This is a genomic window from Pseudomonas sp. 910_23, from assembly GCF_052850795.1.
Genome location: NZ_VXCZ01000011.1, coordinates 74068 through 91286, shown reverse-complemented (window position 1 = coordinate 91286; position 17219 = coordinate 74068). Strand labels below are relative to the sequence as shown.

Sequence of the window (17219 nt, the reverse complement as noted above, 5' to 3'; positions counted from 1 at the left end):
TCCCTGTTGGGTTCGATAACCAGGCAGAGCCTCGCAACCATTCAATTGATTTTATAGCGACGACGCAGCCCACGCAGGCCAAAACTGATCCAAGGCCATAGCAATGCACTGACCAGCGCCGGCAAGACCAATGCCAGGGTGGGCTGACGGTTGCCGGTCAAGGCGCTCAGCCACAGTTGCACCAGCTGCGCCAGGCCGAAGATCACCAGGATCACCAGGCACTGCTGCCACATCGGAAACATGCGCAGGCGCTGTTGCAACGACAGCACCAGGAAGGTAATCAGGGTCAGGATCAACGCATTCTGGCCCAGCAAGGTGCCATAGAGCACATCCTCCGCCAAGCCCAGGCACATCGCCGTGACCATGCCCACCTTGTGCGGCAGGTTCAAAGACCAGAACGCCAGCAGCAAGGCCAGCCAGAGCGGGCGCAGGATTTCCATGAATTGCGGCAGCGGCGAAACGCTGAGCAGCAAGCCAATGGCGAAAGTCAGCCAGACGATCCAGCCATTGCGCGAATGAGTACCGGCCATTATTCCTCCCTCTGCCGTGTGGTGGCCGGAGCGGTTGTCGCAGGCCTCGCAGGCGCGGTGGTCGCCGCCGGTTTAGCCGGGCGAGCACTCTGTGCAGCAGGCTTGGCTGGTGTGGCGACAGGCGCTGCGGTTGCCGGAACGGCCGGCGCAGCCGCAGGCGCTGGTGGCCCGACGAAAGCCGGTTTGGGCACAGTGGCGGGGACGACCGGCGAGGTGCCATTTTGCTTGTCTTCGGCTTCCTGCGCCTGGGCGGCGTCGTTGGCGCGCTCCTCCGGGGTGCGGTTATCGCTGAACACCAGCAGCAGGTAACGGCTACGGTTAAGGGCAGCCGTCGGCACGGCCCGAACGATCGCGAATGGTTGGCCAGAATCGTGGATCACTTCCTTGACCGTCGCCACCGGGTAGCCGGCCGGGAAGCGCTGGCCCAGGCCGGAGCTGACCAGCAGGTCGCCTTCCTTGATATCCGCAGTGTCGGCAACATGGCGCAGTTCGAGGCGTTCGGGGTTGCCAGTACCGCTGGCAATCGCGCGCAAGCCGTTGCGGTTGACCTGCACCGGAATGCTGTGGGTCGTGTCCGTCAGCAGCAGGACGCGCGAGGTGTAGGGCATCAACTCCACCACCTGGCCCATCAGGCCACGGGCATCGAGCACCGGCTGGCCGAGGACCACACCGTCGCGCTCACCCTTATTGATGATGATGCGATGAGTGAACGGGTTCGGATCCATGCCGATCAGCTCGGCGACTTCAACCTTTTCATTGACCAACGCGGAAGAATTGAGCAACTCGCGCAGACGAACGTTCTGCTCGGTGAGGGCCGCCAGCTTTTGCATGCGCCCCTGCAACAGCAGGTTTTCAGTCTTGAGTTTTTCGTTCTCGGCGATCAGCTCGGTGCGGCTGCCAAATTGGCTGGCCACGCCCTGGTAGAGACGTTGTGGCAGGTCGGTGATCCAGTAGGTCTGCATCAACACCAGCGACATCTGGCTACGCACGGGCTTGAGCAGTGCAAAGCGGGCATCGACCACCATCAGCGCGACCGAAAGCACGGTCAGCACCAATAAGCGCACGCCCAATGAGGGGCCTTTGGCGAAAAGCGGTTTAATAAGCCGCTCCTCCCAGGCAAATGTTCTCTTTATTCATACGGCATCAAACCGGCCTGGATGCAGATTGAAGAAGATAAACGCCAACAGGCAGCACTGCAAAGTGCTGCCTGCCGACCAAGCATGAACCATCCAGGCAATCTTATTCGCTGGAGAGCAGGTCCATGGTGTGTTTATCCATCATTTCCAGCGCACGACCACCACCACGAGCAACGCAGGTCAGCGGGTCTTCGGCAACGATCACCGGCAGACCGGTTTCCTGTGCCAGCAGCTTGTCGAGGTCGCGCAGCAAGGCGCCACCACCGGTCAGCACCAGGCCACGCTCGGCGATATCGGAAGCCAGCTCCGGCGGCGACTGCTCCAGGGCACTCTTCACGGCCTGAACGATGGTGGCCAGGGACTCTTGCAGAGCTTCCAACACTTCATTGGAGTTCAGGGTGAAGGCACGTGGAACGCCTTCGGCCAGGTTGCGACCGCGAACATCGACTTCGCGAACTTCGCCGCCCGGGTAGGCGGTGCCGATTTCCTGCTTGATGCGCTCGGCGGTGGATTCACCGATCAGGCTGCCGTAGTTGCGACGCACATAGGTGATGATCGCTTCGTCGAAACGGTCGCCACCCACACGCACGGATTCGGCATACACCACACCGTTCAGGGAAATCAGGGCGATTTCGGTAGTACCACCACCGATATCCACCACCATCGAGCCGCGGGCTTCTTCAACCGGCAGGCCGGCACCGATCGCAGCCGCCATCGGCTCTTCGATCAGGAACACTTCGCGGGCACCGGCGCCAAGGGCCGACTCACGGATGGCACGACGCTCAACCTGGGTGGACTTGCACGGAACGCAGATCAGCACACGAGGGCTGGGCTGCAGAAAACTGTTTTCGTGAACCTTGTTGATGAAGTACTGCAGCATCTTCTCGCAGACGCTGAAATCGGCGATCACGCCATCCTTCATCGGACGAATGGCAGCAATGTTGCCTGGTGTACGGCCGAGCATACGCTTGGCCTCGGTGCCAACGGCAACGACACTTTTCTGATTACCATGGGTCCGAATGGCCACAACCGATGGCTCATTCAGAACGATACCGCGCTCGCGCACGTAAATAAGGGTGTTGGCAGTGCCCAGGTCAATGGAAAGATCGCTGGAAAACATGCCACGCAGTTTCTTGAACATGGGAAAGGGACCCTAGGCAACGCGTGGGTAAAAAAGTGCGGCAAACTCTAACAACGACAGGGATTTTGGGCAAGGCGCCAATGTGCTAAATTGGCCGACTTTCTGTGCACCAACCCCCACAATCGCGGCCATATGACCGTAGAAATGCGGTAGTGTTCCGACAATCTAACACACGGACGCCTTCCGTTCTGTTTTCCACTGGAGAATCCCATGGCGCTTGAACGCTCCGACGTGGAAAAAATCGCGCATCTGGCCTCGCTTGGCCTCAATGACGCCGATCTTCCACAGACCACCGCAGCCCTGAACAGCATTCTCGGGCTGGTTGACCAAATGCAGGCCGTCAATACCGACGGCATCGAGCCCCTGGCTCACCCGCTGGAAGCCAGTCAGCGCCTGCGCGCAGACGTCGTGACCGAGCGCAATAACCGCGAGGCCTACCAGTCCATCGCGCCAGCGGTCGAAAACGGCCTGTACCTGGTTCCGAAAGTCATCGACTAAAGGGAAAGAGCCTTTCATGCATCACATGACTCTGGCCGAGATCGCCCGCGGTCTCGCCGACAAAACGTTTTCCAGCGAAGAGCTGACCCAGACCCTGCTGGCGCGTATCGCCGAGCACGATCCCAAGGTCAACAGCTTCATCAGCCTCACCCAAGAGCTGGCCCTGAGCCAGGCCAAGGCCGCCGACGCACGTCGCGCCAACGGTGAAAACAACCCTCTGCTGGGCGCCCCCATCGCCCACAAGGACCTGTTCTGCACCCAGGGCATTCGCACCAGCTGCGGCTCGAAGATGCTCGACAACTTCAAGGCGCCCTACGACGCCACCGTGGTCTCCAAGCTGGCCGCCGCCGGGGCTGTGACCCTGGGCAAGACCAACATGGACGAGTTCGCCATGGGTTCGGCCAACGAGTCGAGCTACTACGGCGCGGTGAAAAACCCGTGGAACCTTGAGCACGTGCCCGGCGGTTCGTCGGGTGGCTCGGCTGCGGCCGTGGCCGCACGCTTCCTGCCCGCCGCTACGGCGACCGACACCGGTGGTTCGATCCGCCAGCCCGCCGCGTTCACCAACCTCACCGGCCTGAAGCCGACCTACGGTCGCGTTTCCCGCTGGGGCATGATCGCCTACGCCTCAAGTCTCGATCAGGGCGGCCCTCTGGCACGCACCGCTGAAGACTGTGCAATATTGTTACAAGGCATGGCAGGCTTCGATAAACAGGACTCCACCAGCATCGATGAGCCCGTGCCGGACTACAGCGCCAGCCTGAATACCTCGCTCAAGGGCCTGCGCATCGGCGTGCCGAAAGAGTATTTCAGCGCCGGCCTCGACCCGCGTATCGCCGATCTGGTGCAAAACAGCATCAAAGAGCTGGAAAAGCTCGGCGCGGTGATCAAGGAAATCAGCCTGCCGAACAACCAGCACGCGATTCCCGCCTATTACGTGATCGCGCCGGCAGAGGCGTCTTCCAACCTGTCGCGTTTCGACGGCGTGCGCTTCGGCTATCGCTGCGAGAACCCGAAAGACCTCACCGACCTGTACAAACGCTCCCGTGGCGAAGGCTTCGGCAGTGAAGTCCAGCGCCGGATCATGGTCGGTGCCTATGCCCTGTCCGCCGGCTACTACGACGCGTACTACCTCAAGGCGCAGAAAATCCGTCGCCTGATCAAGAACGACTTCATGGCCGCCTTCGAAGAAGTCGACGTGATCCTCGGCCCGACCACGCCGAACCCGGCCTGGAAAATCGGCGCCAAGACCGGCGACCCGATCGCCGAGTACCTGGAAGACCTCTACACCATTACCGCCAACCTCGCGGGCCTGCCGGGCTTGTCCATGCCCGCCGGTTTCGTCGATGGCTTGCCGGTAGGCGTACAATTGCTCGCCCCGTATTTCCAGGAAGGCCGCCTGCTCAATGTGGCGCACCAGTACCAGTTGCACACCGACTGGCACACCCGCACCCCTACCGGCTTCTGAGGAGAACACTATGCAATGGGAAGTTGTGATCGGGCTGGAGATTCATACCCAGCTCGCCACCCAATCGAAGATTTTCTCCGGTAGCGCCACCACGTTCGGCTCTGAGCCCAACACCCAGGCCAGCCTGGTCGACCTGGGCATGCCCGGTGTGCTGCCGGTGCTGAACCAGGAAGCGGTGCGCATGGCGGTGATGTTCGGCCTGGCGATTGACGCCGAAATCGGCCAGCACAACGTGTTTGCACGCAAGAACTACTTCTATCCGGACCTGCCCAAGGGCTACCAGATCAGCCAGATGGAACTGCCGATCGTCGGCAAGGGCCACCTGGACATCCCGCTGGAAGACGGCACCATCAAGCGTGTCGGCGTAACCCGTGCGCACCTGGAAGAAGACGCCGGCAAGAGCCTGCACGAAGAATTCCCCGGCGCCACCGGTATCGACCTGAACCGTGCCGGCACGCCGCTGCTGGAAATCGTCTCCGAACCGGACATGCGCAGCGCCAAGGAAGCCGTGGCCTACGTCAAGACCATCCACGCGCTGGTGCGCTACCTGGGCATCTGCGACGGCAACATGGCCGAAGGCTCGCTGCGTTGCGACTGCAACGTGTCGATCCGGCCAAAGGGCCAGGTTGAGTTCGGCACCCGCTGCGAGATCAAGAACGTCAACTCGTTCCGCTTCATCGAGAAGGCGATCAACAGCGAAGTGCGTCGCCAGATCGAATTGATCGAGGACGGCGGCAAGGTGATCCAGCAAACGCGCCTGTACGACCCGAACAAAGACGAAACCCGCGCCATGCGCAGCAAAGAGGAAGCCAACGACTACCGTTACTTCCCCGACCCGGACCTGTTGCCGGTGGTGCTGGAGGATTCGTTCCTCAACGACATCCGCGCCACCCTGCCGGAACTGCCGCAGCAAAAACGCGAGCGCTTCCAGGAGCAGTTCGGCCTGTCGGTCTACGATGCCAGCGTGCTGGCCTCCAGCCGTGAACAAGCCAACTACTTCGAAAAAGTCGTGAGCATTGCCGGCGACGCCAAGCTGGCGGCCAACTGGGTGATGGTCGAACTGGGCAGCCTGCTGAACAAACAGGGCCTGGAAATCGACGAAGCGCCTGTAACTGCCGAACAATTGGGCGGGATGCTGCTGCGCATCAAGGACAACACCATCTCCGGCAAAATCGCCAAGACGGTGTTCGAAGCGATGGCCGCGGGTGAAGGCCACGCCGACGAGATCATCGAGAAGCGTGGTCTCAAGCAAGTCACCGACAGCGGCGCGATTTCGGCCGTACTCGATGAAATGCTCGCGGCGAATGCCGAACAGGTCGAGCAATACCGCGCCGCAGACGAAGCCAAGCGCGGCAAGATGTTCGGCTTCTTTGTCGGCCAGGCCATGAAAGCTTCCAAGGGCAAAGCCAACCCGCAACAGGTGAACGAGCTGCTTAAAAGCAAGCTCGAAGGCTGATTGCGGTGAATGGTTGGAGCAGACCTCAAGGTCTGGCTCCAACCTGTGTGGGAGGGGGCTTGCTCCCTCTCCACATTTTTTATTGGGGATGTCCTGACAATGAAGCGTCTACTCGGCCTCCTGGCCTTGTCCTCCCTGCTGGCCGGTTGCGCCAGCGGTCTCATCGACCCCAACGGTTACGACGAAACCGGCACCGCCTCCTATTACGGCGCCAAACACCATGGCAAAAGAACCGCCAGTGGTGAACCCTTCAACCAGAACGCCTTGACCGCTGCGCATCGGCGCCTGCCCTTCGGTACGCGGGTCAAAGTGACCAATCTGAACAACGACCGATCGGTCGTGGTGCGCATCAATGACCGCGGCCCGCACACCCGTGGGCGCCTGATCGACGTTTCCCGCAAGGCTGCCGAGCAACTGCGTATGCTGGGCAGCGGCACCGCACGGGTTCGCGTGCAAGCCCTGAACAACTGATTGAGGCCGCCTTGAGTATTTTCGGATTGAACGCCCTTTCGCCCTGGAGCCTGCTCGAACTGGTCGGCGGCTTGCTGCTGTTGATCGTCGGCGCCGAGATCCTGGTACGCGCCGCCGTGCGCCTGGCGGCCAGCCTCAAAGTGCGACCGCTGATCATCGGCTTGAGCGTTGTCGCCTTCGGCAGCAGCGCGCCGCAGATGGCCGTCAGCCTCCAGGCCACGCTGGCCGGCAATACCGATATCGCCGTGGGTAGCGTTATTGGCAGCAGCATTTTCAATATCCTCGTCACCCTGGGCCTGTCGGCGCTGATCATTCCACTGCGGGTCTCACGGCAACTGGTGCGTGTGGATATCCCGGTGATGATATTCGCCGGTCTGCTGGTGTTTATCCTGGCCGCCAATGAAGTGCTGACACCGCTCGATGGTGTTTTGCTGCTGGTGGCGCTGGTAGCTTACCTTGGCGTGCTGCACCACCAGACGCGTCATTCACGCCGCCCGCGCACCCTGGACACCGTGGCCAAGGCACCCTGGTTGAGCAGCGCGTTGCTGATGTTCGCCGGGCTATTGGTGCTGGTACTGGCCGGGCATTTGTTGCTGGGCGCCGCGGTGGAAGTGGCGGGCGACCTGGGCTTGTCGGAGCGCGTCATCGGCCTGACGCTCATCGGCGTGGGCACCTCGCTGCCCTGCCTTGCCACATCGCTGATCGCCGCCTTGCGCGGCGAGCGGGAAATTGCGGTGGGCAACGTGATCGGCAGCAACCTGTTCAACCTGCTGGGAGTGCTGGGCTTTACCGCGCTTGTGGCGCCGTCGCCGCTGTCGGTATCACCCAATGCCCTGGACTTCGATTTGCCGGTGATGCTCGGTGCCATCGTCCTGTGCCTGCCGGTGTTTTATACCGGCTACCGCGTGACGCGTATCGAAGGGCTGGTGCTGCTGGGGTTGTACCTGGCGTACGGGCTGCACGTAATGGCGTTCACCACCGGTATGCCCCTGGCCAACAAGCTTGAACAATTGATGCTGTATTACGTCCTGCCGGCGTTGGTGGCTTTGCTGTTGTTCACCTCTGTGCGCGCCTGGCACCGCCAACACAAGAGGGAATCGAAATGACCGATCAGAAAAAACCCGGAGTTGAGGTACGACGCCAAGTCATGGGCGATGCATTCGTCGACCGCGCCCTGGGTAATGCCACGGCGTTCACCCAGCCGCTGCAGGACTTCGTCAATGAACATGCGTGGGGCGCTGTCTGGAACCGCGAAGGCTTGCCGCTCAAGACCCGCAGCCTGATCACCCTCGCCGCCCTGACAGCCCTCAAATGCCCGCAGGAACTCAAGGGCCACGTGCGCGGTGCACTTAATAATGGCTGCACGGTAGACGAGATTCGCGAAGCGCTGCTGCATTGCGCGGTGTATGCCGGTGTGCCGGCGGCGATTGATGCCTTTCGGGCGGCGCAGGAAGTGATCGAAAGCTACCAGAAAGACGCCTAGATCCAGCCACCCGCCTGCAATACGAAAATCCCGATATTGGTGGTCACCGCCGCCATCAGCGTAGTGATCACGATAATCGCCGCCGCCAGCTCATGATTGCCTTGCGCCGCCCTGGCCATCACGAAGCTGGCCGCGGCTGTCGGCGCGCCGAAGTACAGGAACAGAATCCCCAGCTCCGGCCCGCGAAAGCCCAGCAACCAAGCGCCCAAGGTTGCGATCACCGGCAACCAGATCATCTTCATCAGGCTCGCACTCAACGCCATGTTGCCGCTCTTGCGCAGCGCGGCCATGGACAAGGTGCCGCCGATGCAAATCAACGCCAACGGCAGCGTTGTATCCGACAGGTACTGCAAGGACTTTTCGAACCAGCCGGGCAAGCTGATCTGAAAGTACGCGAACGGCGCAGCAACGATCACGCTGATGATCAGTGGGTTAGCCACCACACTCTTGAAAATGCTCCACGGGTCGGACTTGATCACCGGGCTGTACACCGCCAGCACAATGGTCGACAGCGTGTTGTAAAACAGGATCACCAGCGCCGCGAGGATTGCGCCCAGGGAGATCCCGTAGTCACCGTACATACTGGCGGCGAGCGCCAGGCCGATCACCCCGTTATTGCCGCGAAACGCACCCTGGGTGTAAATGCCCCGGTCTTCACGCTTGCAGCGAAAAATCGCCCAGCCCCAGGCCAAAGCAAAGCTCGCCAGGGTGGCGACGGCAAAATAGATCAGCAAACCCGGCTTGAGTGCCGCGTGCAGGTCGGCATGCAGGATGCCCAGGAACAGTAGCGCCGGCATGGTGACGTTGAACACCAGGGACGACGCGGTGTGGATAAAGTTGTCGTTGATCCAGTTGATGCGCTTGAGCAGCACCCCCAGAAACAGCATGGCAAACACCGGCGCGGTGATGGTGAGGGTGGTAAGGAAGATTGCCAGCATGCCGGGGAGAACCTTGGTGGGCGTCGTTAGTTGGCTAATGATAAGCCATGCAGCCCGTGTCGTCTGGTCTACCGCTATCGGGAGCAAGCCCCCTCCCACATTTGAACGCATTCATTCTGTTGAAATGCGGACCAATGTGGGAGGGGGCTTGCTCCCGATGCAGGCGACCCGGTCTCAGGTAATCGGCGCCGGGTTGAACAGCGTGATGTCGTTATGCAACTTGTGATGCTCCGCCCACGTCTGCTTCCTGCCACTGGCCACGTCCAGGTAGAAGTGAAACAACTCCCAGCCCAGCTCCTCGATGCTCGCGCGCCCGGTGGCAATGCGCCCGGCGTCGATATCGATCAGGTCCGGCCAGCGCTGGGCCAGCTCGGTGCGGGTCGACACCTTGACCACCGGCGCCATCGCCAGCCCGTACGGCGTGCCACGCCCGGTGGTGAATACATGCAGGTTCATCCCTGCCGCCAGTTGCAAGGTGCCACACACAAAATCACTGGCCGGGGTGGCGCAAAAAATCAGGCCCTTGCCCTTCAAGCGCTCGCCGGGGCCGAGCACGCCGTTGATCGCGCTGCTGCCGGACTTGACGATGGAGCCCAAGGACTTCTCGACAATATTCGACAGCCCGCCCTTCTTGTTGCCCGGCGTGGTATTGGCGCTGCGGTCTGCTTCACCCTTGGCCAGGTAATGGTCATACCAGTCCATTTCCCTGACCAGTTCCCGGGCGACCTCCTGGTTCTGCGCCCGGGAAGTCAGCAGGTAAATGGCATCGCGCACTTCAGTCACTTCGGAAAACATCACCGTCGCGCCGGCCCGCAGTAACAAGTCCGAGGCATACCCCAGCGCCGGGTTGGCGGTGATACCGGAAAACGCATCACTACCACCGCACTGCATACCCAGGATCAGCTCGCTAGCCGGCACAGTTTCCCGACGGCGCTGGTCGAGTTTCTTCAAGCGCACCTCGGTCAGCGCCATGATCTGCTCAATCATTTCGGTAAAGCCATGGCTGGAATCCTGCAGGCGATACAACCACGGCTCGCTCAGGTCCACCGAGCTGTCGTTATCGTGCATCACCTGGCCGGCCTGCAATTTCTCGCAGCCCAGGCTGATCACCAGGGCTTCACCGCCCAGGTTCGGGTTGCGCGCCAGATTGCGCACGGTGCGGATCGGGATATAGGCATCCGTCGCCGTAATCGCCACGCCGCAGCCGTAGCTGTGAGTCAGCGCCAGCACATCATCGACGTGGGGATACTTGGGCAGCAACTCATCCTTGATGCGCTTGACTGCGTGGTCCAGCACGCCGGTAACGCACTGCACGGTGGTGGTGATGCCGAGGATATTGCGCGTGCCCACAGTACCGTCGGCATTGCGATAGCCCTCGAAGGTGAACCCCTCCAGCGGTGCCTGGGTTTCAGGCACCTCGGTGGACAGCGGCAAGCTGTCAAGCGGTGGCGCGGTGGGCATGCGCAGCTGATCTTCCTGCACCCAACTGCCACGCGGAATCGGAGCCAGGGCGTAACCGATGGTCTGACCGTAGCGGATAATCCGGCCGCCCTCGGGGATATCTTCCAACGTCACCTTGTGGCTCTGGGGTATGAACTCCACGGTGACCAGGCCGTCGGGGAATTCGGTCCCCGCAGGTACACCCTGGTCGTTTACCACGATCACCACATTGTCGCGCTCGTGCAAACGGATCGAGCGCGGCGAGTCGGCATGTTCAATCAACTGCATCACACGAACCTCAGGAATGCGCTTGGGAAAGGTTGGTCAACTCAGGGCCTTTGGCGGGCGGCTCTTTGAGCACCACGCGCTTGATCGGGCCGACAATCACCAGGTAGCTGAACACTGCGACCAGCGCGTTGGCGCCGACGAACACCAGGGCCCATTTGAACGAGCCGGTAGTGCTGATGATGTAGCCAATGACAATCGGCGTGGTGATCGACGCCAGGTTACCGAAGGTGTTGAACAGGCCGCCACTGAGGCCGGCGATCTGCTTCGGCGAGGTGTCGGACACTACCGCCCAACCCAGTGCGCCAACGCCTTTGCCGAAGAACGCCAGGGCCATGAAGCCCACCACCATCCATTCGATGTCCACGTAATTGCAGGCCACGATACTGCTGGAGATCAGCAGGCCACCAATGATCGGCGCCTTGCGTGCAAAGGTCAGCGAGTGGCCTTTACGCAGCAGGTAGTCAGAGATCACCCCGCCGAGCACACCGCCGATAAAGCCGCAGATCGCCGGCAACGAGGCGATAAAACCAGCCTTGAGGATGGTCATGCCGCGATCCTGCACCAGATACACCGGGAACCAGGTCAGAAAGAAGTAGGTGATGCCGTTGATGCAGTACTGGCCCAGGTACACGCCGAGCATCATGCGGTTGGTCAATAACTGGCGGATGTAATCCCACTTCGGCCCATCAGTTTTCTTACCCTTGCCCTTGTCCTGATCCATGTCGACCATCGCGCCGTTGGCAGCGATGTGGTTGAACTCGGCCTCGTTGATCATCGGATGCTGGCGCGGGCTGTGGATAACTTTCAGCCAGATCAGCGAGAACACGATGCCGATCACGCCCATCACGATAAACACATGCTGCCAGCCGAAGCGGTAGACGATCCAGCCCATCAATGGCGCAAACAACACCGTGGCGAAGTACTGCGCCGAATTGAAGATTGCCGATGCGGTGCCGCGCTCAGCCGTAGGAAACCACGCCGCAACAATACGGGCATTGCCCGGAAACGACGGCGCCTCGGCCAGGCCCACCATAAAGCGCAGCATGAACAGCGCCACTACGGCGGTGGAGACGCCAAACTCACCGACATAGCCTTGCAGCACGGTGAATAGCGACCAGGTGAAGATGCTCAAGGCGTAGATTTTTTTCGAGCCGAAGCGGTCGAGCAGCCAGCCGCCAGGAATTTGCCCGGCCACGTAAGCCCAACCGAATGCGGAGAAGATGTAACCGAGGGTGACCGCGTCGATGCCGAGGTCTTTTTGCAGGCTGGAGCCGGCGATGGCGATAGTAGCGCGGTCGGCATAGTTGATCGTGGTCACCAGAAACAGCATGAGCAGGATCAAATAGCGGACATGGGTCGGCTTGGTCGCTTGCATGAAGAGGTACTCCCACTAATTATTTTTTTTGCGGGTAATGATTTTTTGTTTTTCCTGTGGGAGCCGGGCTTGCCCGCAATGCAGACACCTCGGTGTGTCAGCAAGACCGAGGTGATGCTATCGCAGGCAAGCCAGCTCCCACATAAAGCCAGTGCCACAGGATGCTGCGTATTACGACCCGATATAGCTGGTCTTCACCACGGTGTAGAACTCTTGCGCATAGCGACCTTGCTCACGCGAACCGTAGGATGACCCCTTACGGCCACCGAATGGAACGTGGTAGTCCACACCCGCCGTCGGCAGGTTGACCATCACCATCCCGGCCTGGGAGTGGCGTTTGAAGTGGTTGGCGTACTTCAGCGACGTAGTGGCGATACCCGCCGACAACCCGAACTCGGTGTCATTGGCCATGGCCAGCGCCGCCTCGTAGTCAGCCACACGCACCACGTTGGCCACCGGGCCGAAGATTTCTTCACGGCTGATGCGCATCGCCGCTTCGCTGTCGGCAAACAAGGTCGGCGCCAGGTAATAGCCTTCGGTGTCGCAGGTCACCAGGCCGCCACCGCTCACCAGCCTCGCACCTTCGCTCTGGCCGATGTCGATGTATTTCATGTCCTGGTCCAACTGGGTCTGGGACACCACCGGGCCAATGTCGGTGCCGCTATTCAAAGCGTGGCCGACCCTGATCGACTTCATGCGCTCGGCCATGGCGGCGACAAACTGGTCGTGGATCCCCGCCGTGACAATCAAGCGGCTCGACGCAGTGCAACGCTGGCCGGTGGAATAGAACGCGCTCTGCACCGACAACTCCACCGCCTGCTTGAGGTCGGCGTCATCGAGGATGATCTGCGGGTTCTTGCCGCCCATTTCCAGCTGCACTTTGGCCTGGCGCGACACACAATTGACGGCGATCTGACGACCCACGCCAACGGAGCCGGTGAAGCTGATGCCATCGACTTTCGGGCTGTTGACCAACACGTCGCCGACGACACGACCGCTGCCCATCACCAGGTTGAACACACCAGCAGGGAAACCAGCGCGAGAAATGATCTCCGTCAGGGCCCAGGCGCAACCCGGCACCAGCTCCGCAGGTTTGATCACCACGCAGTTGCCGTAGGCCAGGGCCGGGGCGATTTTCCACGCGGGAATGGCAATCGGGAAATTCCATGGAGTAATCAGCCCCACCACGCCAAGGGCTTCGCGAGTCACTTCAACGCTGACGCCAGGACGCACCGAGGGCACGTAATCACCTGAAAGGCGCAGGCATTCACCGGCGAAGAACTTGAAAATATTACCGGCGCGGGTCACTTCGCCGATGGCTTCGGGCAGGGTCTTGCCCTCTTCCCGGGCCAACAAGGTGCCGAGCTCTTCGCGACGGGCAAGGATTTCACTGCCGACTTTATCCAGCGCGTCGTGGCGCGCCTGGATACCGGACGTGGACCAGGCCGGGAAAGCTGCGCGGGCCGCGTCAATGGCCGCGTTGACTTGGGCCACCTCCGCTTTGGCATATTCGCCGATGACATCGGCCAAATCAGACGGGTTGATATTGGTGCAATAGTCGGCGCCGGTTACCCATTCACCGTTGATGTAGTTTTCGAAACGCTTTGCTTGGGACACGAATCTTCTCCTGACGCAAAAGGCCGCTGATTGCTCAGCGGCCTTGTGGATAATTTATTGCGCGCCTTGCTTGTCGATCAGCGCGGCCAGGGCTTCGTATTCTTCCGGCAACAGATCGGTCAGCGGCGTACGCACCGGGCCGGCGTCATACCCGACAATTTTCGCGCCGGCCTTGACGATGCTCACTGCGTACCCGGCTTTGCGATTACGGATGTCCAGGTAAGGCAGGAAGAAGTCATCAATGATCTTGTCGACGGTGACGTGATCTTCGCGGGCAATGGCGTGGTAGAAATCCATGGCGGTTTTCGGGATGAAGTTGAACACCGCCGAGGAGTACACCGGCACTCCAAGGGCTTTGTAGGCCGCGGCGTAAACCTCTGCAGTCGGCAGGCCGCCGAGGTAGCTGAATCGGTCACCCAGGCGGCGACGGATCGACACCATCAGCTCGATATCACCCAGCCCGTCCTTGTAGCCGATCAGGTTCGGGCAACGTTCGGCCAGACGCTCCAACAGCGGCGCGGTCAGGCGGCAGACATTGCGGTTGTAAACCACCACGCCGATCTTGACCGACTTGCACACCGCTTCAACGTGGGCAGCAACCCCGTCCTGGCTGGCTTCGGTAAGGTAGTGCGGCAGCAGCAGCAAGCCTTTGGCACCGAGGCGTTCCGCCTCCTGGGCGTACTCGATGGCCTGGCGGGTCGAACCGCCCACACCGGCAAGAATCGGCACGCTGGACGCGCAAGTGTCCACGGCGGTTTTTACCACTTGGGAATATTCGCTGGCAGCGAGGGAAAAAAACTCACCCGTCCCACCGGCTGCGAACAACGCGGTGGCGCCGTAAGGGGCTAGCCATTCGAGGCGCTTAATGTAGCCCGCCTGGTGGAAGTCACCCTGGGCGTTGAAATCGGTCACCGGGAAAGACAGCAGACCGTGGGAGAGGATGGACTTCAGTTCTTGTGGATTCATTATTCGAACACCCTGGGCGAAGACTTTCTGAGGAAAGCGTTGTTGTTGGTTTTGATGATGTCGTACGTCATCGTACAACTATAAAAAGATTCGTCAACTGCAATTCGTTGAGCCTCCGCTCGCACCTGACGTGTGGATTGCAATTCTTGACGTAGGAAATTTCTCACCTATAGTGACTTCAGCTGTATATACATACAGCTAAAAGGAAGATTCCCACGACATAGCAAGGAGCTAACATGTCAGGTCTTGAACTCGCAGTACCCGAGAAACTCCCGCCAACCCTGCGTTTTGAAGGGGGTGAACACACCGCCATCGGCGATGAAACCCTGCTGCGCTTCGCCAAGGACGCTGCGGCGATTCCTGCACACCAGGTGCAATTGCATCTGCCCAACGGGCTCGCGCTGACCTACGGCCAAGTGATCGCTTTGGGTGGCGATTTCTATGGCATCCCCGGCCAAGCCATCAGCGATGGCGCCTCTGCGGCCGAGCGCGTGCAACGTTTCACTGCAGCCTTCAACTCTCTCGCCGTATTACCCGCCTCACGGGAAGAGGCGCAGAAGATCCTGGCGGTGATGCAAAAGGAAATCAACGCCGTCAAGCAGGCGATCAAGGATGGCAAACAACCCCATGAAGCCTACGACGCACTGGGTGATACGTTGTCGGAGGAGTGGAACCGCATCACGGGTGGCGGCAGCGCTGTTTCGGCCCTGATTCCCTTGGGACGCTACCTCAAGCTGGCAGCGGACAATGCCGATCACTTCGGTGAGTGGGCCTTGTCCGCGTACCTGGCCGGTCACACGGCGGCGCTGCAACAAGCCGTTGTGGCCCACCAGACGGGTACCGACCAGGCCCTGGAACTGGCCTATGCGATGAACAGCTTCGCTGATCACTTCTTGACCGACCTGTTTTCTGCCGGGCACCTGCGAGTGCCGCGCAAACAGTTGGCAGCCGTTGTGACGCCAGGTGAACTGGGCTCGCTGATCAGCCGCTTCATGCACGACGAAGACAGCAAGTTCGGGCTCAAGGTGCGTAATGCCATGGGTGATCAGTGGCATGCCTACGGCGACAAGCGCTACTTCGACAGCATCGACGCCGATAATCGCGTGCAGGTAAAACGTGCGGTGCAGGCTTCGGCAGACGAAATCTTCGAAACCTTCATCAGCGGCGTCGCGCCCTCCCCGGCCAGCTTCAAGGCACCGCTGTATGTGCCCGACCTGAACGCCGCGCAAAACCCGGCGAATAACTTCTCGCCGTTGTTCAAGATGGAGGGGGACAAGGTGCTGCGGCGCAAGGACGTCAATGACCTGAACGACAAACACTGGACCAATGATTGGTGGGGGTGGAGTACGTATCTGTTGCTCAAAGACTACAAGCCCAATCAACCCACCAGCTAAACAGGCCCGGTACTCCAGATAATGGAGATCAAATCTGGGAGCTGGCTTGCCTGCGAATGCACTGGTTCAGTAACAAACTCAATGACTGACACACCGCTATCGCAGGCAAACCAGCTCCCACACGGGATATGGCAAACCTCAGCCGCGCTGCGCTTCTGCCTCTTCATGGGCATGGCGCAGCCGCTCACGGCTGTTGGTCAAATGCAGACGCATGGCCGCCCGCGCCGCATCCGAATCCTGGCGGGCAATTGCCTCATAGATTTCTTCGTGTTCGCGACTCAGGCGGCTCATGTAATGCTGTTGGTCATCATGGGCCAGGCGCGCTGAATTCAAGCGGGTACGCGGAATGATGCTGGTACCCAGGTGGGTCATGATGTCGGTGAAGTAGCGGTTGCCGGTAGACAGTGCAATTTCCAGGTGGAAGGCAAAGTCTGACGCCACCGCATCGCCAGCGTGGGCCGCACTTTCATTCAGGGCATCAAGGGCCGCACGCATGGCGGCCAGTTGTGCATCACTGCGACGCAAGGCGGCAAGGCCCGCCGACTCTACTTCCAGGCTGATACGCAGCTCCAGGATCGCCAGCACATCACGCAAGGTCACCACTGTGGCCGGGTCAATGCGGAAACCGCTAGGGCTGGGCGTGTCCAACACAAAGGTGCCGATACCATGGCGGGTCTCGACCTGCCCCGCCGCCTGCAAGCGCGAGATGGCCTCGCGCACCACGGTGCGGCTGACGCCGTGGGCGTCCATGATCGCCGACTCGGTAGGCAGTTTATCGCCGCGTTTGAGCTGGCCATCGCGGATCTGCTCGGACAACACCGTGACCAATTCCTGGGCAAGGCTGCGGCGCTTGCGGGGCAGACGTGGAGCGGCGCTGGCGTTTTCCATGATGAACCATCTTTCTCGGCGAACTGAAGACCGCATCATAGCCTATGGTGGTTGTACGATCACCGTTGTGGCGCGACTTTCATCCATATCCTTCGCGCAAAAAAATGCCCCGACAAACGTCGAGGCATTT

General features: G+C 60.5%; 16 protein-coding genes. 7 read left to right on the top strand and 9 right to left on the bottom strand.

Features of this window, described 5'->3' with window-relative positions:
* Positions 1-41: 41 nt before the first annotated feature.
* The 3 genes from mreD to mreB form a co-directional block, all read right to left on the bottom strand.
* Positions 42-530, bottom strand: coding sequence for a rod shape-determining protein MreD (mreD, locus tag FW800_RS15265; protein WP_003188558.1), 489 nt, complete (start codon positions 528-530; stop codon positions 42-44).
* Positions 530-1630 carry a rod shape-determining protein MreC gene (mreC, locus tag FW800_RS15260; protein ID WP_446437933.1) on the bottom strand — a complete coding sequence of 367 codons (1101 nt, stop codon included), beginning with the start codon at positions 1628-1630 and terminating at the stop codon, positions 530-532. The genes mreD and mreC overlap by 1 nt, the downstream gene beginning before the upstream one ends.
* Before the next feature lie 139 nt (positions 1631-1769).
* The gene (gene mreB / locus FW800_RS15255) at positions 1770-2807 is read right to left on the bottom strand and encodes a rod shape-determining protein MreB (RefSeq protein WP_002555108.1); all 1038 of its coding nucleotides are present in this window, start codon (positions 2805-2807) and stop codon (positions 1770-1772) included.
* 210 nt (positions 2808-3017) lie between these two features.
* Between mreB and gatC the strand changes: the two genes are divergently transcribed.
* The 6 genes from gatC to FW800_RS15225 all read left to right on the top strand — a co-directional run bounded on the left by gatC (position 3018) and on the right by FW800_RS15225 (position 8183).
* Positions 3018-3305, top strand: a complete 288-nt coding sequence (gene gatC / locus FW800_RS15250; RefSeq protein ID WP_003188556.1) for an Asp-tRNA(Asn)/Glu-tRNA(Gln) amidotransferase subunit GatC — start codon at positions 3018-3020, stop codon at positions 3303-3305.
* 16 nt (positions 3306-3321) lie between these two features.
* Positions 3322-4773 carry an Asp-tRNA(Asn)/Glu-tRNA(Gln) amidotransferase subunit GatA gene (gene gatA, locus FW800_RS15245; RefSeq protein ID WP_228309344.1) on the top strand — a complete coding sequence of 484 codons (1452 nt, stop codon included), beginning with the start codon at positions 3322-3324 and terminating at the stop codon, positions 4771-4773.
* 10 nt (positions 4774-4783) lie between these two features.
* Complete coding sequence (gatB, locus tag FW800_RS15240) at positions 4784-6229, top strand: Asp-tRNA(Asn)/Glu-tRNA(Gln) amidotransferase subunit GatB (protein WP_216090745.1); 1446 nt, start codon at positions 4784-4786, stop codon at positions 6227-6229.
* Between the two features lie 99 nt (positions 6230-6328).
* Positions 6329-6700: a septal ring lytic transglycosylase RlpA family protein gene (locus tag FW800_RS15235; protein WP_005784798.1), complete on the top strand. Its 372-nt coding sequence runs from the start codon at positions 6329-6331 to the stop codon at positions 6698-6700.
* Between the two features lie 26 nt (positions 6701-6726).
* Positions 6727-7806: a calcium/sodium antiporter gene (locus FW800_RS15230; RefSeq protein WP_005784796.1), complete on the top strand. Its 1080-nt coding sequence runs from the start codon at positions 6727-6729 to the stop codon at positions 7804-7806.
* Positions 7803-8183, top strand: a complete 381-nt coding sequence (locus tag FW800_RS15225) for a carboxymuconolactone decarboxylase family protein (protein ID WP_032877796.1) — start codon at positions 7803-7805, stop codon at positions 8181-8183. Before FW800_RS15230 ends, FW800_RS15225 begins: the two co-directional genes overlap by 4 nt.
* On the opposite strand, the gene FW800_RS15220 is transcribed toward FW800_RS15225, so the two are convergent.
* The 5 genes from FW800_RS15220 to kdgD form a co-directional block, all read right to left on the bottom strand.
* Positions 8180-9121: an AEC family transporter gene (locus FW800_RS15220; RefSeq protein WP_005784792.1), complete on the bottom strand. Its 942-nt coding sequence runs from the start codon at positions 9119-9121 to the stop codon at positions 8180-8182. The two genes, FW800_RS15225 and FW800_RS15220, sit on opposite strands and share 4 nt — an antisense overlap.
* 174 nt (positions 9122-9295) lie before the next feature.
* Positions 9296-10849: a galactarate dehydratase gene (gene garD / locus FW800_RS15215; protein ID WP_446437907.1), complete on the bottom strand. Its 1554-nt coding sequence runs from the start codon at positions 10847-10849 to the stop codon at positions 9296-9298.
* Between the two features lie 10 nt (positions 10850-10859).
* Positions 10860-12224: an MFS transporter gene (locus tag FW800_RS15210; RefSeq protein WP_005784790.1), complete on the bottom strand. Its 1365-nt coding sequence runs from the start codon at positions 12222-12224 to the stop codon at positions 10860-10862.
* 171 nt (positions 12225-12395) lie between these two features.
* The gene (locus FW800_RS15205; protein ID WP_446437906.1) at positions 12396-13841 is read right to left on the bottom strand and encodes an aldehyde dehydrogenase family protein; all 1446 of its coding nucleotides are present in this window, start codon (positions 13839-13841) and stop codon (positions 12396-12398) included.
* Between the two features lie 54 nt (positions 13842-13895).
* Positions 13896-14807, bottom strand: a complete 912-nt coding sequence (gene kdgD, locus FW800_RS15200) for a 5-dehydro-4-deoxyglucarate dehydratase (protein ID WP_005784786.1) — start codon at positions 14805-14807, stop codon at positions 13896-13898.
* A 236-nt stretch (positions 14808-15043) separates the two neighbouring features.
* Between kdgD and FW800_RS15195 the strand changes: the two genes are divergently transcribed.
* Positions 15044-16201 (top strand): phospholipase, encoded by a 1158-nt coding sequence (locus tag FW800_RS15195; RefSeq protein WP_148853459.1) that lies wholly within the window; start codon positions 15044-15046, stop codon positions 16199-16201.
* Between the two features lie 138 nt (positions 16202-16339).
* Here the strand turns inward: FW800_RS15195 and FW800_RS15190 are convergent, their stop codons facing one another.
* Positions 16340-17089, bottom strand: a complete 750-nt coding sequence (locus FW800_RS15190) for a FadR/GntR family transcriptional regulator (RefSeq protein WP_032877801.1) — start codon at positions 17087-17089, stop codon at positions 16340-16342.
* Positions 17090-17219: the final 130 nt, after the last annotated feature.

Coding starts and splice junctions, on each gene's coding strand:
- gatA (WP_228309344.1), top strand. CDS start 3,322: ATGCATCACATGACTCTGGCCGAGATCGCCCGCGGTCTCGCCGACAAA.
- garD (WP_446437907.1), bottom strand. CDS start 10,849: ATGCAGTTGATTGAACATGCCGACTCGCCGCGCTCGATCCGTTTGCAC.
- mreD (WP_003188558.1), bottom strand. CDS start 530: ATGGCCGGTACTCATTCGCGCAATGGCTGGATCGTCTGGCTGACTTTC.
- gatB (WP_216090745.1), top strand. CDS start 4,784: ATGCAATGGGAAGTTGTGATCGGGCTGGAGATTCATACCCAGCTCGCC.
- FW800_RS15195 (WP_148853459.1), top strand. CDS start 15,044: ATGTCAGGTCTTGAACTCGCAGTACCCGAGAAACTCCCGCCAACCCTG.
- FW800_RS15235 (WP_005784798.1), top strand. CDS start 6,329: ATGAAGCGTCTACTCGGCCTCCTGGCCTTGTCCTCCCTGCTGGCCGGT.
- FW800_RS15210 (WP_005784790.1), bottom strand. CDS start 12,224: ATGCAAGCGACCAAGCCGACCCATGTCCGCTATTTGATCCTGCTCATG.
- FW800_RS15220 (WP_005784792.1), bottom strand. CDS start 9,121: ATGCTGGCAATCTTCCTTACCACCCTCACCATCACCGCGCCGGTGTTT.
- kdgD (WP_005784786.1), bottom strand. CDS start 14,807: ATGAATCCACAAGAACTGAAGTCCATCCTCTCCCACGGTCTGCTGTCT.
- gatC (WP_003188556.1), top strand. CDS start 3,018: ATGGCGCTTGAACGCTCCGACGTGGAAAAAATCGCGCATCTGGCCTCG.
- FW800_RS15225 (WP_032877796.1), top strand. CDS start 7,803: ATGACCGATCAGAAAAAACCCGGAGTTGAGGTACGACGCCAAGTCATG.
- mreB (WP_002555108.1), bottom strand. CDS start 2,807: ATGTTCAAGAAACTGCGTGGCATGTTTTCCAGCGATCTTTCCATTGAC.
- FW800_RS15190 (WP_032877801.1), bottom strand. CDS start 17,089: ATGGAAAACGCCAGCGCCGCTCCACGTCTGCCCCGCAAGCGCCGCAGC.